The sequence below is a fragment of the Woeseia sp. D3-10 genome, assembly GCF_055809415.1.
This window is the reverse complement of record NZ_JBVVTW010000007.1, coordinates 4,021,748-4,036,245: the sequence shown is the minus strand read 5'-3', so window position 1 is coordinate 4,036,245 and position 14,498 is coordinate 4,021,748. Positions and strand designations below refer to the sequence as shown.

At 56.6% G+C, this 14,498-nt stretch carries 16 protein-coding genes; 10 read left to right on the top strand and 6 right to left on the bottom strand.

What is annotated here, in order from left to right; all coding sequences use genetic code 11:
* Window positions 1-65: 65 nt before the first annotated feature.
* Window positions 66-1,520: an aminotransferase-like domain-containing protein gene (locus AC0L8N_RS18550; protein ID WP_473669891.1), complete on the bottom strand. Its 1,455-nt coding sequence runs from the start codon at window positions 1,518-1,520 to the stop codon at window positions 66-68.
* A gap of 101 nt (window positions 1,521-1,621) precedes the next feature.
* On the opposite strand from AC0L8N_RS18550, the gene AC0L8N_RS18545 reads away from it, so the two are divergent.
* Complete coding sequence (locus tag AC0L8N_RS18545) at window positions 1,622-1,813, top strand: hypothetical protein (protein WP_473669889.1); 192 nt, start codon at window positions 1,622-1,624, stop codon at window positions 1,811-1,813.
* 12 nt (window positions 1,814-1,825) lie between these two features.
* A complete protein-coding gene (locus AC0L8N_RS18540; RefSeq protein WP_473669887.1) occupies window positions 1,826-2,773 on the top strand; it encodes a DMT family transporter in 948 nt (315 codons plus the stop codon).
* Window positions 2,774-2,775: 2 nt separating this feature from the next.
* Here the strand turns inward: AC0L8N_RS18540 and AC0L8N_RS18535 are convergent, their stop codons facing one another.
* Together AC0L8N_RS18535 and AC0L8N_RS18530 are read right to left on the bottom strand one after the other, a co-directional pair.
* The gene (locus AC0L8N_RS18535; RefSeq protein ID WP_473669885.1) at window positions 2,776-3,234 is read right to left on the bottom strand and encodes a nuclear transport factor 2 family protein; all 459 of its coding nucleotides are present in this window, start codon (window positions 3,232-3,234) and stop codon (window positions 2,776-2,778) included.
* A gap of 55 nt (window positions 3,235-3,289) precedes the next feature.
* Complete coding sequence (locus AC0L8N_RS18530) at window positions 3,290-3,943, bottom strand: hypothetical protein (protein WP_473669883.1); 654 nt, start codon at window positions 3,941-3,943, stop codon at window positions 3,290-3,292.
* 104 nt (window positions 3,944-4,047) lie between these two features.
* Here AC0L8N_RS18530 and AC0L8N_RS18525 point away from each other — a divergent pair, with 104 nt between their 5' ends.
* From AC0L8N_RS18525 to AC0L8N_RS18490, 8 genes are all read left to right on the top strand, one after another.
* Window positions 4,048-4,410, top strand: coding sequence for a hypothetical protein (locus tag AC0L8N_RS18525; RefSeq protein ID WP_473669881.1), 363 nt, complete (start codon window positions 4,048-4,050; stop codon window positions 4,408-4,410).
* A 26-nt stretch (window positions 4,411-4,436) separates the two neighbouring features.
* Window positions 4,437-5,099 carry a 7-cyano-7-deazaguanine synthase QueC gene (queC, locus tag AC0L8N_RS18520; protein ID WP_473670237.1) on the top strand — a complete coding sequence of 221 codons (663 nt, stop codon included), beginning with the start codon at window positions 4,437-4,439 and terminating at the stop codon, window positions 5,097-5,099.
* On the top strand, window positions 5,096-5,737 hold the full coding sequence (gene queE / locus AC0L8N_RS18515) for a 7-carboxy-7-deazaguanine synthase (RefSeq protein WP_473669879.1): 642 nt from the start codon (window positions 5,096-5,098) through the stop codon (window positions 5,735-5,737). Before queC ends, queE begins: the two co-directional genes overlap by 4 nt.
* Window positions 5,738-5,750: 13 nt before the next feature.
* The gene (locus AC0L8N_RS18510) at window positions 5,751-6,161 is read left to right on the top strand and encodes a hypothetical protein (protein WP_473669877.1); all 411 of its coding nucleotides are present in this window, start codon (window positions 5,751-5,753) and stop codon (window positions 6,159-6,161) included.
* Window positions 6,162-6,247: 86 nt separating this feature from the next.
* Window positions 6,248-7,567 carry an efflux RND transporter periplasmic adaptor subunit gene (locus AC0L8N_RS18505; RefSeq protein WP_473669875.1) on the top strand — a complete coding sequence of 440 codons (1,320 nt, stop codon included), beginning with the start codon at window positions 6,248-6,250 and terminating at the stop codon, window positions 7,565-7,567.
* A gap of 24 nt (window positions 7,568-7,591) precedes the next feature.
* Window positions 7,592-8,293 carry an ABC transporter ATP-binding protein gene (locus AC0L8N_RS18500; RefSeq protein ID WP_473669873.1) on the top strand — a complete coding sequence of 234 codons (702 nt, stop codon included), beginning with the start codon at window positions 7,592-7,594 and terminating at the stop codon, window positions 8,291-8,293.
* 9 nt (window positions 8,294-8,302) lie between these two features.
* A complete protein-coding gene (locus AC0L8N_RS18495; protein WP_473669871.1) occupies window positions 8,303-9,622 on the top strand; it encodes an ABC transporter permease in 1,320 nt (439 codons plus the stop codon).
* Between the two features lie 34 nt (window positions 9,623-9,656).
* The gene (locus AC0L8N_RS18490) at window positions 9,657-10,868 is read left to right on the top strand and encodes an ABC transporter permease (RefSeq protein ID WP_473669869.1); all 1,212 of its coding nucleotides are present in this window, start codon (window positions 9,657-9,659) and stop codon (window positions 10,866-10,868) included.
* Between the two features lie 13 nt (window positions 10,869-10,881).
* Here the strand turns inward: AC0L8N_RS18490 and AC0L8N_RS18485 are convergent, their stop codons facing one another.
* The 3 genes from AC0L8N_RS18485 to AC0L8N_RS18475 form a co-directional block, all read right to left on the bottom strand.
* Complete coding sequence (locus tag AC0L8N_RS18485) at window positions 10,882-11,676, bottom strand: hypothetical protein (protein WP_473669867.1); 795 nt, start codon at window positions 11,674-11,676, stop codon at window positions 10,882-10,884.
* 142 nt (window positions 11,677-11,818) lie between these two features.
* On the bottom strand, window positions 11,819-12,958 hold the full coding sequence (gene fic / locus AC0L8N_RS18480; protein ID WP_473669865.1) for a protein adenylyltransferase Fic: 1,140 nt from the start codon (window positions 12,956-12,958) through the stop codon (window positions 11,819-11,821).
* Between the two features lie 234 nt (window positions 12,959-13,192).
* Window positions 13,193-14,497 (bottom strand): amidohydrolase, encoded by a 1,305-nt coding sequence (locus AC0L8N_RS18475; RefSeq protein ID WP_473669863.1) that lies wholly within the window; start codon window positions 14,495-14,497, stop codon window positions 13,193-13,195.
* Window position 14,498 lies beyond the last annotated feature (1 nt).

Sequence of the window (14,498 nt, the reverse complement as noted above, 5' to 3'; positions counted from 1 at the left end):
GCGGCCTTAACCGGGATCAGGATTGCAAGTGCTTGGTTTTAAAGGGTGCTGCGTCGATGCAGGCGTCAGGCGGCGCGGAGACTTGCGCGCACCTCACCACCCAGCCAGCGCAGTGATTTCTCGATAGCCTCTGACCAGGGGTGACCGAAACTCAGCCGTACGAAATTTCGGTAACGTGTCCGTGGTGAAAAAATCAAACCAGGCGCGATACTTATTCCTTGGGCGACCGCACGATCAAATAGTTCCTCAGAATCGACATTGCGGGGTAATTCCAGCCACAACACTGAACCGCCTACCGGTTGCGACGTGCGGGTTTCCGCCGGAAAGTATTCGGCGATGAGTGCCGCCATTCGTTCGGCATTGCATTGCAGCACCGGTCGCAAGGCCTTCAGGTAGCGATCGTAGTCACCACTGGCAAGAAACTCGCTCAAGGTCAGTTGTTGCAACAGTCCGGATGAGCATGAGAACGACCGTTTCAGGCGTTCAATTTCGGCGGTGTAGCGACCAGCGAGCAACCAGCCGATGCGATACCCGGGTGCGGCCGTCTTCGAAAACGAACCGCAAGTCAGGACCCGGCCCTGGCGGGAATGGAACTCAGCGGGTTTAGGGCGAAAGCCGTCGAAACGAAGGTCGCCGTACACGTCATCCTCGATCAGGGTTATGCGGTGACGTTCAATCATGTGTACGAGTTCCCGGCGATTGTCGTCGGGCATAGTGACCCCCAGGGGGTTACTCAGGGTCGTGGCAAAAATGCAGGCTTTGACCGAGTGTGCACTGAGCGTTTTCTCAAGTGCTTCGAGCTGGACACCTTCTTTCGGGCAAGTCTCCACTTCAATAGCCAGCATGCCGAGGCTGTCAATCAGCTCCAGCAAGCCGTGATAACAAGGCGATTCGACGGCTATGACATCACCCGGTTGCGCGACGGCTTTCAAGGCAAGAAGCAGTGCTTCCTGCCCCCCGTTGGTAATGCATATTTCGTCGGTATTGACGTCACTGCCAATCGTGTCGAGATAGCGATACGCAATTTGTCGGCGCAGACCCGGATCGCCAAGAGTGTGGGCGTAACTTAGAACGCGACCATCGGTGCGCGCCATCACGCGTTTCATTGTGCGATTGAGGCTTTTTGCAGCAGGTCGGGCCATGGTCGGATTGGCGATACCCAGTGGCACGAGGCGTGTGCTGTACAGGCCATCAAACACCCGTTCGATCAATGAGCGGCATGCAACCGGAGTGGGTTTTGCCGCGGGGCGAAAGGCGGGACTGGGCCTCACCAGTTCATTCGCCGCCCGAGCGCGGACGTAGAAGCCGGACTGCGGGCGAGATTGAACGCGGCGCTGGCGTTCCAGTTCGATATAGGCCTGCCGGACGGTCGGTACGCTCACTCCGATTTGTTCACTCATGCGCCGCAGTGAGGGCAATCGGTCGCCGGGACGCAAGGTCCCCGTTTCAATTTTGTCGGCGATCAGGTCGATTACCTGACGGTATAGAAAGTCCCCGTTCTGCTTGTCGACTGCGAGCATTACTGTTCACCTGACATTTTTGAAAAACTGCATCTGTTATAGCGTCACCCCGGCCTTATAGTCAAGCACGGTCTGGCCCGTGGAGGGCGAGGAGAGAAGCAATGAACACAACAGGGTGCAATTGCGAGCAAAACGCAATGGCGGAGAAGATGGGCACCTTCCAGCGGCTGTCCTGGCGACAAGCCCTCAGCGGGTTGCTGTCGCCCGCGACACGTTTGCACCGTTACCGGGAATTTAACGCTCGCCTGCTGCGCGACGCGTATTGCAAACTGGACTGCAACAACAAGCCATAGCGGAATCGACCGGTGAACAACACATTACTGTACACATTGACGGTTCTGATCTGGGGCTCGACGTGGCTTGCCATTGAGTTTCAGCTTGGGGTGGTGCCGACGGAAGTCTCTGTGTTCTACCGTTACGTGCTGGCCGCGGGATTGCTGTTCGCGTGGTGCTACCGTGCTCGCAAGCGCTTGCGCTTCGGCGCCGCGGCACACCTGCGCTTCATGTTGCTGGGCTTGTTGTTATTCAGCCTGAACTACATTCTCGCGTACCGTGCGCAGTTGTACGTGACGTCCGCGTTTGCCGCCATCGTGTTTTCGACCATGCTCTGGATGAACATGATTAACGCCCGCCTGTTTTTTGGCGCCCGAAGTGATTGGCGGGCGGTTGGCGGATCGTTGCTGGGCATTACAGGCATCGTCCTGATTTTTTATCCGCAGATCGAAGTGCTGAGTCTCAACGACGCAACGTTCTACGGCACCTTGATTGCGCTGCTCGGTGCGCTGCTAGCATCGTTCGGGAATATGGTCTCTCAGGATTCCCAGGGTCGTGGCTTACCGATCCTGCAATCGAACGCCTGGGGCATGGCCTACGGTGCGCTGTTTACCGGGTTGATTGCGCTAGGTTCCGGCAGCGATTTTGTTTTCGACCAGAGCCCCGCCTACCTGGTGTCCCTGGTCTACCTGGCGGTAATCGGTTCGATCGTCGCGTTTGGTGCCTACCTGACATTGCTGGGCAGAATAGGGGCGCACAAAGCGGGTTATGCCACCGTGCTGTTCCCGGTGGTGGCTCTCGTACTGTCCGTTCTATTTGAGGACCTGACGATCAGCTCCAGCCTGTTGCTGGGCACGCTGCTGGTACTGGCTGGCAATGTCTTCGTACTGCGCGCTGGAAAAAAGCCGGTAGCGCCGGGGGGATCGGTGGCGCCAATCGCATCGCCACAACCACGCGCGCCGAAACCCCCGCTGGTCTGAACTCAGTTATCGTTACCACCGTGCCAGGCGACGAAACGCCAGCCATCTTCGGACCGAACGAGGATGTCGCTGTAACGCCCGCTACTGAACTCGACATCACTACCTTTGGCCTTGTTGGCAGCTGTGTACAGGTAGTGCACGACGGCCATATCACCGTGAATGACAATAGCTTGAGGGTACAGTTCGAATTCGAGCAGTTCGGTTTGCCTGGAATTGAAGTCGTTCCACAAGCGGGTCGATGCTTTGTTTCTTGGAGCCGGGGAATCCGTTGGCCAACCGACGAAATCGGCGGACAATAATTCGTCCACCCAGTCGTTGTCTCCGCGCTTGGCCGCGCGCCACTGTTGTTCAACCGTGGCCCACACGGCAACTTCATCATCGCTGCTTTGGGCATGTGTTGGTACTGCAACGAACAGCAGAACGGCGTAGAGCAGGGCACTGAGTTTGTACGTGGTATGCATCGCTCGATCCTCTTGACGGAACTCGGAAGCTTGGCCTGAGTGTAATCGCATTTACTCAGCGGACCAAATACGGCGCCTTGTCCAGGAGGATTGCGCGTAAGGCCGGCAACAACGCCGACACTTCGGCCGACGACGTTGACGGCCCATAGATTGACTGCAGGTCGGAGACGGTCAGGTAATCCGGATGGTGAAGCTCAACGATACTGGCGTAAGTGTAGGTCTGAGCGTCGCGCGACACGTCAAAGTCATAAATATGTACGGCTATGTTGCCGACCGTTGGCAGTTTCATCAGGGCGCCGATGGTTGCTTCGTGCGCCGAAAGGTCGAACTGATCTATGTAAGTGCCGGACTTACCAATGGCCCAGCCAGCATTGCGAAACGTCGCTCCGATGGAGCCGCCAGCAGTGATCTCTCGATGCGGCGCGAGAAGCTCGTCAGGCAGGTCGTCCGCAAAACGAACGACCGCCATTGTTCGGGTTACTGGCCCGCCATCATCCGTACTTTCCAGGCTGCTCATACGCCACTGCTCGTCCTGGTACAAGACCCGGACGAGGTAGCTGCCAAACTGAGATTCGATACGTTCACTGTTCAAGAGCGGCAAAGCGGTGGAGCAACTGGCGAGCAGCAGACTGGTGGTCAGCACGGCAAGCATGCCTATGCCGCGTACGGTATTCCGGCGCTGGGTTGTGGCGGGTGAGTAGACTTTCATGGGCGCAACTCTACCTTGCTTTCAACTGTCTTGCCGCTCGTCAGAGGTGTTCAATGGACCGTTGCGGGTATACTTGCCTGGCATTTAAATCCATGAGCGACAGAATGACCGATATCATCCAGTGCTACCGCTGCGGCACCTCTCTCGAGGGTCTGAGTCTGCCATTGTCGCGTCAGGATCAATGCCCATCGTGCTCGCACTATGTACATGTCTGCCGAATGTGTCAGCATTTTGATCGTGGCGTGGCGCGTCAATGTCGCGAGGACGATGCCGAAGAAGTCATGAACAAAGTGAACGCCAACTTCTGCGACTGGTTCAAACCAGCCACTGATCGTTACGTCGCGGCCGATACTGATCCTGCAGCGAGCGCGAATGCCGCTTTGGCCTCGCTGTTCGGTGACAACGCGTCGGCAAGTGAAGAGCCTGATTCGGGCCGCCAGTCGGCCGAAGATCTGTTTCGGAAGTAGCGGCAGTGAATCCGAAATCTGACAACATGCGCGAGGACGCTCTGGTTGTATTGTCGGGAGGACAGGACTCCACGACTTGCCTGTACTGGGCACTAACCCGTTTCGCGAAGGTTCAGTGCATTACATTCGACTACGGTCAGAGACATCGCATTGAGTTGCAGTGCGCGAAGCGCATTGCTGCCAGAGCGGGTGTATCACAGGTTCTTGTTCCCATGGACACCTTGTCGGCGTTGGGTGGGAATTCACTAACGGATTCGAGTATGGCGGTAGGTCAGGAAGTGGAATCGGCAACGGGCTTGCCAAACTCGTTCGTACCCGGCCGAAATCTGCTGTTTCTGACGGCAGCGGCGGCGTTCGCCTGGCAGCGTGGAATTCGCCATCTGGTCACGGGCGTCGCGCAGACCGATTACAGTGGCTATCCGGATTGCCGCGAAGAAACGATTACAGCTCTACAGACAGCGCTGCGCCTGGGTATGGAAACAGACTTCACGATACACACTCCGTTGATGCACTTGTCGAAGAAAGAAACCGTCTGGCTGGCAAGGGACGAGGGCGCTCTGGAGGCGATGGCCGACACGCACACCTGCTACAACGGTGTTCGGCCTCCCTGCGCGGAATGCCCTGCCTGCGTATTGCGCGCGCGCGGTTTTGCCGAGGCGGGCATTGCTGATCCGTTGCTCGAACCGTGACCTACTCCGTCAAGGAATTGTTTTTCACGCTGCAGGGAGAGGGCGCGCGTGCGGGAAGGGCGGCGGTATTTCTTCGGTTTGCGGGGTGTAATTTATGGTCCGGGCGTGAGAAGGATCGCGAGCGGGCAGTGTGCCGCTTTTGTGATACCGATTTCGTGGGCACTGACGGCGAAGGCGGCGGCAAATTTACTGATGCGGCGGCGCTGGCCGATGCGGTCCTGCGTCGTTGGCCGTCGGGTGCCGGTGGTCAGCCGTACGTCGTATGCACTGGCGGTGAGCCACTGCTGCAGCTGGACGTTGCGGCGATAGACGCATTACATGCGCGTGGCTTCGAAGTTGGCGTTGAAACCAATGGCACACTGCCAGCACCGGAACAAATAGACTGGGTTTGCGTCAGCCCTAAAGCGGGGGCTACGTTGGTGCAGACCAACGGAGACGAGCTGAAGCTCGTGTACCCGCAAGTCGAGGCGTCGGCTCAACCAACCGAGTTCGAGAGTATGTCCTTTGAACATTTTTATCTGCAGCCGATGGACTGTCCCGAGCGCGCGGCAAACACCCAGCTCGTGATTGACTATTGTCTTCGGCACCCGCGCTGGAAACTGAGTCTGCAGACGCACAAAATAACCGGAATTCCCTGAGGCCTTTGCCGGTATGTTGAATCACCGTATCTTGAGTCGGGTCATTGCGATTGGCTTCGGTCTACTGCTGGCCTTTTATTCCTATGAGCGAATTACAGACCCCTTGCCCAAAGAACAACGGCGGCAGGAAGAGGTGATTGTCATGGCGGCCCGGGAAATACTGCGGTCCTACGTCGGCAGGGAAAGCTCGGTGGATATCATTGACCCGGTTGCGCCGGATCGCAAGATCGGCAAAGTGTATATCTATCCCGCTGGCGACGGTTGGCAGGTATCAGGGCACTATCGTCGAGCCAGTGAAATGCGCTGGCACCCCTGGTTAATGACATTGAATGCGCAGCGGCAATTGGTCGCGCTGGATGTGCAGGACCAGTCCCCCGATTTGCTTTCGATAGCAGCCAGCGATCCGGCGTTCACTACGAAATAGTCCCGCTCAGCCCCTGGCTGGGAAAAATCTGCGACACCGTTACAACGTTTTCTCCTCTACGCGCATCTCATTCACAAACCGAATGAATGCGGCCACAGCGTATCGGCCGCTACTTAGGGGGGATTACTCTGAAAATCGCCGACACCTCTGGGCAGGACGTCGCCATAGATCGTGGTCGAAACCTGAAAGCACCACTTCTTGGCGGTGCTTTATTGTTCCTGCTGCTCGCTATTGGCTGGGTTGCCGTACCGGCAGTGGAGCGCTGGGCGAATGCAACGGTAACCGTGCCTGCCGACCGATTACGCATTGCGCAAGTGGAGCGCGGCACTCTGGTTCGTGATGTATCGGTGCAGGGCAGGGTAATCGCTGCTGTTCGCCCGACCCTCTACGCGCCCGCTGCCGGCACGATCACGCTGGTGGTTAATGCCGGTGTTGCGGTGGACAAAGGACAGGTTCTTGCGCGTATCGATAGTCCTGAGCTGACCAGTGAACTCGATCAGGCACGGTCCGCCCTTGAACAGCAGACCGTTGAACTGGAACGACAGCGCATTGAAGCTCGCCAACAGCGACTCGAAAAACAAAAAGAAGCGGATCTTTCTGATGTGCGTTTGGTGGCGGCTAATCGCGAGAAGCGCCGTGCAGACGCGGCCAATTCCGTCGGGGTTATCGCCGTGCTTGACTTCGAAAAAGCACAGGATGACCTGCGCAACGCGGAACTTGCCAATCAGCATGCCGTGGCTGACGCCCAATTGTTTGCTGAACGTATCGAGTTCGAATTGCGTGCCTCGGAACTCGCGCTGGCACGACAAAAACTGCGCGTCGATGAATTACAGCGACAGGTCGATGGACTGGTGATTCAGTCGCCCGTTGCCGGCGTTGTCGGCGACTTGCTGGTTGAGCAGAAAGCGGCGGTTGCTCGGGATACACCCGTAATGGCCGTTGTGGATCTCTCACAGTTTGAAGTCGAGGCATTGATACCGGAAAGCTACGCGGATGACCTCGCTCCCGGGGTTAGTGCCGAAATTTTGGCAGGCAATACCCGTTACGCTGCGACGGTTGTTGCGGTGTCGCCCGAGATCGTGGGCAACCAGGTGAGTAGTCGACTGCGATTCAGCGAAGAGATGCCGCCGAATATTCGCCAGAACCAGCAACTAACGAGCCGCATTTTGTTACAGGAACTGGACGACGTGCTGATGCTGGCACGCGGTCAGTTTCTCGACAGCGGTGGCGGGCGCGTTGCTTACGTGCTCGATGGCAATGGCCTTGCCGAGCGGCGACCGATTGTACTGGGTGCGCGCAGCCTCGGCGCTGTACAGGTGATAAGCGGTCTGTCTGAAGGTGATCGCGTCATTATTTCCAGCATCGACCAGTTCAGGGGCGCCGACACCGTCCAGATATCCGACTGAGCCAGCACGTACAGGAGTAGCGAAATGCTGAGCATGAAAAAGTTATCCAGAATCTACCGTACAGACACCGTTGAAACGCATGCGTTAAGAGACTTCTCTCTCGAAGTCGGTGAAGGGGAGTTCGTATCGGTTACCGGCCCTTCAGGTTCCGGAAAGTCGACATTTCTAAACATCGCGGGATTGCTTGAGGACTATACAGACGGTACCTATGAACTCGACGGCCGCAATGCAGCAACTCTGAATGATCGGGAACGGTCCCGACTAAGAAATGAAAAGATTGGTTTCATTTTTCAGAGTTTCAATCTGATTCCGGAACTCGATGTCTTTGACAACGTGGACGTCCCGCTGCGCTACCGAGGATTCGATGCGGCCGAACGTGCGCGTCGTATTGAAAAAGTGCTGGACGTAGTCGGACTGGCTTCGCGCAAGAAACACCTGCCGTCACAGTTGTCCGGTGGCCAACAGCAACGCGTAGCTATCGCTCGGGCATTGGCTGGCGAACCGCGCTTCCTCCTTGCCGACGAGCCCACCGGTAACCTGGATTCCAGCATGGCTGACAGCGTTATGGATCTTCTTTGCGACATTCATAGCAAGGGGACAACCATCATCATGGTTACCCATGAGCCGGCGTTGGCAACGCGTGCGGAACGCAACATCTTCGTCCGCGATGGTCGAATTTGTGCTGGCGAACCTCCCCTTGAATTCGTCGCTGCCGCAAACGCCTGAGGTATCGCTATGTTTGCCTACTACCTGAAGCTCGGTGTGTTGAGCATACGCAAGAACCCGATCCTTAGCGGGTTGATGGTGGCGGCCATTGCTATTGGCATCGGCGCCTGCATGAGCATGGTCACGATTTATTACGTTATGAGCGGAAATCCGATACCGCAGAAGTCATCGCAGCTGTTTTATGTGCAGTTAGATAGTTGGGGTCCGGACGAACCAGCCAACGAACCGAACGAACCACCCGACCAGATCACTCATATGGATGCCACGGCTCTACTATCGGCGGGCAAAGCCCGACGACAAGTTGTTAGTTACTCGTCCAGCCGTATTCTGCAACCAAGCGGTGATGACGCGTTGCCATTCAGTGTTCGCTCACGAAGTACCAGCCGCGAGTTCTTTGCCATGTTTGATGTGCCGTTCCTGTACGGCAGCGGTTGGGATAAAGGTGCCGACGATAGTCGCGAATACGTTGTTGTATTGTCGCGCGAACTGAACGAGAAAATATTCGGCGGCGAGAATTCGACAGGCCGCCAGGTCGAACTGAACGGTGAACTGTACAGGGTGTCCGGCGTTATCGACGACTGGTCGCCAGTGCCTAAGTTTTACGACGTAACTGTTGGTGCATTCAACGATGCAGAGTCGCTTTTTCTGCCATTCAGTACCAGCGTTGAGAACGAGATGTACAACGACGGCAATACCAATTGCTGGAAACCGATTCCGGACGGCGGCTGGCCCGCCTTTACTAATTCAGAATGCGCCTGGATACAATTGTGGGTTGAACTCCACGGAGAGCAGGAGCGTGCTGAGTATGCGGATTTTATGAATGCCTACGTGGAATCGCAGAAAGCGATAGGCCGGTTCCCGCGCCCACTTAACAATCGTCTGCGCAATGTAACTGAGCACTTGCAGTATCAAGAGGTGGTGGACGAAAGCGTCCGCATTCTACTGGTCCTGGCGGTCTTGTTCCTGCTTGTCTGCTTGCTTAATACGATAGGACTGCTGCTCGCGAAAGTGTTGCGACGTTCGGGCGATATCGGACTGCGTCGTGCACTCGGCGCTTCCCGACGAACGGTATTTACCCAGTACATCGTCGAAGCAAGTCTTATTGGCGTGAGCGGTGGCGTCCTTGGGGTAGGCCTCACCTGGCTGGGTTTGCAGGGGATACGCAACCTTTACTCAGGCCTGGAGTTCATCGGCAAGCTGGTGGTAATGGATTGGGTGATGGTATTGGCCGCTGTCGTGCTTGCCATCTTGTCATCTTTGGCCGCGGCATTTTACCCAACGTGGAAGGCTTGCGCGATTCAACCGGCCAGTCAATTGAAAACGCTGTGAACAAGCAGCCCGGATCAGTGTTGGAGAATGAGTTATGAATATAGGACCGATCTGGCGCGCCCTGCTGCGCAGCAAGTCGAGCTATGTATTGATCGCCTTACAGATCGCGGTAACGATGGCGATTATCGTCAACGCGATTGCGATTATTCAGGAGCGATCGCGGCTGATGTCGCGCCCGACCGGAATTGATGAGGAAAACATCTTTTACATTTCGAGTAACGCCTTTGGCAAGGACGTGAATCATCGCGCTCTGATCGAAACCGACCTGCGGAACCTGCGCGCAATGCCTGGCGTGGTGAATGCGATAAGTACCAATTCGGTACCGCTGCGGAACGGCGGATGGTCCATGTCTTTGTCGGTCGAGCCAGGCCTATCCAGTGACGGAAGCAGCGTCGCCCTATACTTTACCGATCAGAACGGCATAGAAACTCTGGGGGTGAACCTCATTGAAGGCCGCAACTTCCGAGAGGATGAAGTTGTGTGGAATGACCTGCAGAGCAACAAGTTTCCGCCGCAGGGGATTATCACTCGTGCAATGGCCGACACCTTGTTTCCGGATGAGGCCGGCAGTGTCGTAGGCAAGACTGTGTACATCAATGAGAACGACCCGGTGCAGGTCATCGGGATCGTTGAGCGATTGCAAGCCCCGTGGAACGGTTGGGATGGCGTCGAACGGTCCATTCTGGTTCCAATGATTCGGCAGGACGATTACACGCGGTATGTCATTCGTGTTGAGCCCGGCATGATTGATTCGATGATGCCCAAGGTTGAAGAGATGCTTGCCACCAGCAACCGCAGTCGAATTGTGGAAAGCATGCGCACGATGGAAGAGACCCGGCGTCGGAGCTACCTCGGTGATTCCGCATTGGTGAAACTGCTATCGTTCATCGCGTTATTGCTGACCGGAATCACTGGACTCGGCATAGTGGGTCTTGCGAGTTTCAATGTAAGTCGGCGGACCCGGCAGATCGGGACGCGCCGCGCATTGGGTGCCACCCGCGGCTCAATTCTCGCCTATTTCATGCTGGAGAATTTTCTGGTCAGTTCGGTAGGGATAGCGGCCGGCGCTGTTCTAAGTGTCGCGCTGAACGTCTGGATGGTGAAGGCCTTCGAGCTCACGCGTATCTCGTGGTACCTCATACCGGCTGCCATGCTGATGCTCTGGCTGGTGGGACAAATTGCGGCGGCGGGACCAGCACGCCGGGCCAGCCTCGTGCCCCCGGCCGTGGCGACACGCGCCGTCTGATTTCGTCGCAGGTTCAGACGCCGCCTTGCAAGGCGGCGTCGGCCTCTCTTGCCGCCAGCTCGTCTTCCTGTTGCCACTGCACTACGTTCAGCTCAATAAAGACGAACGCCACGAGCCAGAGAAAGGCGTCCCAGAAATCCACGAAGTCGCCTTTGAATCCCCAGTAAACGGCGGCCAGAAACAGCAGACTGTACATGATGTATTTGGCGCAATTGCTGATGCGTTGAATCCGGCCGTGGAGGCGTTCTCGTGTTTGTAATTGCACGTCCATTTCGAGAACTGCAACGACCCCGAGCCAAACACCTGCGTTAATGACGTCCACCCAGCCCAAGCGGACGATTTCCCGGTAGCCGTCGGCATCGACCAAAGCGTCCATGCCGGAAAAGCGCACAAACTGATTGCTACTGGTGAAGGCGTCACAGGTGCCGGCCGTGATCATGTCGTACTGGTCCAGATCAGTGGCGTACGCCCAGTTTTGCCCCGCCAGTGAGCACAAATCACTAACGGAGGTGAACGGCGTTGCTTGCATCAGGAATATCAATTTGGACACGTAGCCGAAGAAGGCGTAGCAAATAAATACGTAACACAGCACGCGAAACAGTTGCAGCGTCCAGGCCACGAAGCGGGTGATATGCCGGTCTTCCAGTACATAGGTTTCGAGCTCGAACATGAGCAGCAGGATGACCCAGGCCCCGGTATCAATGGTTGCGGCGAAGCCTTCGATGATATTCGCGAACGCGATTCCATCGCTGAAGCGCAGTGCGGACGCCGCCCATTCCTCGTCGAAGAATAGCCAGACGTTGAGCATCAAGAGTCCGTAGACCGTGTACTTGAACGCTCGGAACGGTTTTGACTGGCTGGCTATCAAACGTGAGTCATTCCGATAGTGGGCAGGAGTGCCAATGATTGTGCCAGTTCAGTTGATTTCTCACCACCGAAAAACTGCGGGCCTAGCTATCGGCATCGTCGCGTTCGGCACCGGCGTAGTAAATCCACACGTTTTCCTCACCACTCAGCAATTCAATATATTTGGGGTGGACAAACAGGTTCTCTCGCCCGGACTTCAACTCGCGGAGCACGCCGATGTCACAGAGCTGTTTCAGGTACACAGACGCCGTTTGGCGCTTGGCCACGTTGGCTGAAACGAGCGTGCCAATGCGGCAATACGGTTGCTTGAAGAGTTCCATGACCAGTTCCCAGGAATAGATCTTGGGCAGTTTCAGTTGCACGTACTCGGCCGTGTGCTGCATCAATTCGCGGATTGCCTTGATCTTGTCGGTGGTCCAGATGCAGGTTTCTTCAACTCCCTCCAGCATGAACAGAATCCATGCCTCCCAGGCCTGATCCCGGGTGACTTCGAGCAAGAGACGGTAATAGTCACTCTTGCGGCGAATGATGTAGCGACTGAGGTACAGGATTGGGGAGTCGAGCAGGCCCTGTTCTACAAGGAACAGAATGTTCATGATCCGACCAGTGCGGCCATTGCCATCGGCAAAAGGGTGTATGGCCTCAAACTGGTAGTGCTGCACGGCCATCCTGACGAGTGGGTCGATGTCCTCAGCGCGATGCATGAAGTCTTGCCAGTTATCGAGCAGCGCCTGCAGCCGTTTTTGTCCGTCCGGTGGCGTATAGATCACTTCGCCACTGATCCGATTTTTCAAAGTCAGCCCAGAATCCGCACGAAGATCAAGCTCGATATCTTTGATAGTACTGCAGATTTGTATGGCCATGTCTGTGGACAACATGCGCCGCTGGACCATCTTCGAGCCTTCGTACAGTGCCGAGCGGTAACGCAGCGCCTCTTTCGTGGCGGCGTCTGCCTTGTCTTCCGCGATGTCGGCAAACTCAAAGAGTTTGTCCGTGGTGGTGACAATATTCTCAATTTCTGAACTGGCCCGTGCTTCCAGCAAGGGCAGTGCATTGACCAGCACCGCCGAATTGGGAATCAACTCAGCCGCTTGCTTGAGCTCAGCCAGCGCGACGCGGGCATCAATACAGCGCTTGAGGATCGGCGTCGATTCGATCTGTCCAACCATGGGCGGCAAGGGTGGCAAATCGTTGTACGGTTTGGCCGGGTCGAACTGGAACATGAGTGCCTCCGCAAGTCAGTGCCAGGCTCTGACCGCATCGTGTCGAGAAACGGGCGGATCGTCGACAGCTTTGTCCTTCGTGTCGATCCGATCGACCTACGCTGGAAACATGTCGAAAAAATGACAAGAATTCGACATTACCGCAGTATAGGTACGTCGGATCGACACATCCGTGACCGAATCCACGGCATCGGCCGTCCACTTGCGGCGACCGATGCCGGTAACGCGTTATGTTTAATTGGCGGGGTGGGCGCCAGCGTAGTCCATGCTAAAGCCAACCAACGCCCGTACGCCGGTGATCAGGGCCCCTTCGTAGGCATCGAATTTTGGCGAATGATTCGGCGATGCCTGTCCGGCAGCGACCCCGGGTTTGTTAACGCCCAGCATCAGGTACAAGCCCGGTATTCGTTCCTGAAAGAGCGAGTAGTCCTCAGCGCCCGTAATGGGTGGGTGCTCCAGCACCTTTGATGCCCCGGCAGCCCATTCCAGGGTCGGCATCATCGTCCGCAACAAGCCGGGATCATTGGTTGTGACCGGAGCGTAGCCGTCGATGACAATCTCTGCGCTGCCGCCGGCGGCCTCCGCGATGCTCGTGACGGTTCGTTTCAGTTTGGCATGCAGTTCTTCGCGTACACCTACATCAAAGGTGCGAATTGTGCCTGCCATGGTCACGTCGTCTGGAATGATGTTGCCGCGCACACCGCCGTGGATGGAGCCGATCGTGATGACCGCCGGGCCCCGCGTAATATCCAGTTGCCGCCCGGGTATCGCTTGCAACGCAGTCATGACCTGCGCCGCAATGTAAATCGGGTCAACGCCTGCCCAGGGGGCAGAGCCGTGGGTCTGTTGACCCTTGATAGTAATTTCCAGGTTGTCCGCCGCGGCCATAAAACCGCCCGAGCGGTAATTGAGCGTTCCTGCCGGAATTGGCCATGCGTGCAATCCCAAAATGGCCTCCGGTGCATCCGGGCCGTCAAGCACGCCTTCTTCAATCATCAAGGCCGCGCCACCTTCTTCACCGGCCGGTGGGCCTTCTTCTGCGGGCTGGAAAATAAATTTAACAGTGCCCGCAAGTTGCTCGCGGTGTTTGGCCAGTACGGAAGCCGCGCCCATTAACATGGCCACGTGCGTATCGTGACCGCAGGCATGCATAACCGAGACGTCCTGACCATTAAACTCACCGCGGGCTTTGGACGCGAACGGGAGGCCGGTTTGTTCCTGTACCGGTAGTCCGTCCATATCGGCTCGCAGCGCAATGACCGGGCCCGGTTTACCGCCACGCAAAACACCGACCACACCCGTGTGCGCGACACCGGTTGTAACCTCATCAAACTTCAGTGCCCGCAAATGCTTGGCAACGATATCCGCTGTACGAAATTCCCGGTTGGAGAGCTCCGGGTGCTCGTGAAAATCCCGGCGCCATGCGATGACTTGCGGTTCGATCTCAGCAAGCGATGATTCGAGCTGTAGCTTGGCATCCTGAGCCAGAGCACCAAACGCAAGTCCACAAAGCAAAGTAACGGTCGTCAGTCGTAGCATG